A 346-nucleotide genomic window follows, 5' to 3' on the forward strand; every position below is an offset into this window, starting at 1 on the left:
TCACCGCCGACGAACAGGCGGCGACGATCAGCGTGCGCGACACCGGCCTCGGCATCCCGCCCGACGAGGTCGACCGGTTGTTCACCCGCTTCTTCCGCGCGAGCACCGCCACCCGGAACGCGGTGCCGGGCGTGGGACTCGGCCTCAACATCACCAAGGCGATCGTGAGCGCGCACGACGGCGAGATGGATGTCGCGAGCGAGGAGGGCGTCGGCACGGAGTTCCGCATCGTGCTGCCCCGCGGCACGCACTGATCGCGGGGCGCCTCAGTCGGTGGGCGGTGCCGGCGGCGTGCCGAGCGCGTCGAGCGCCGCCCAGAACTCCACGTCGACACTCGCCTGCACGT

1 protein-coding gene is annotated in these 346 nt (G+C 72.3%); it reads left to right on the forward strand.

Annotation, left to right across the window (positions count from 1 at the left end; all coding sequences use genetic code 11):
* Positions 1-254 (forward strand): ATP-binding protein (locus tag FJ658_RS03595; RefSeq protein ID WP_141144021.1); only part of this gene is annotated, 254 nt, incomplete at its 5' end.
* Positions 255-346: the final 92 nt, after the last annotated feature.

Origin of the sequence: Schumannella sp. 10F1B-5-1, from assembly GCF_006517535.1 — a bacterium.
Classification (GTDB): Bacteria; Actinomycetota; Actinomycetes; order Actinomycetales; family Microbacteriaceae; genus Schumannella.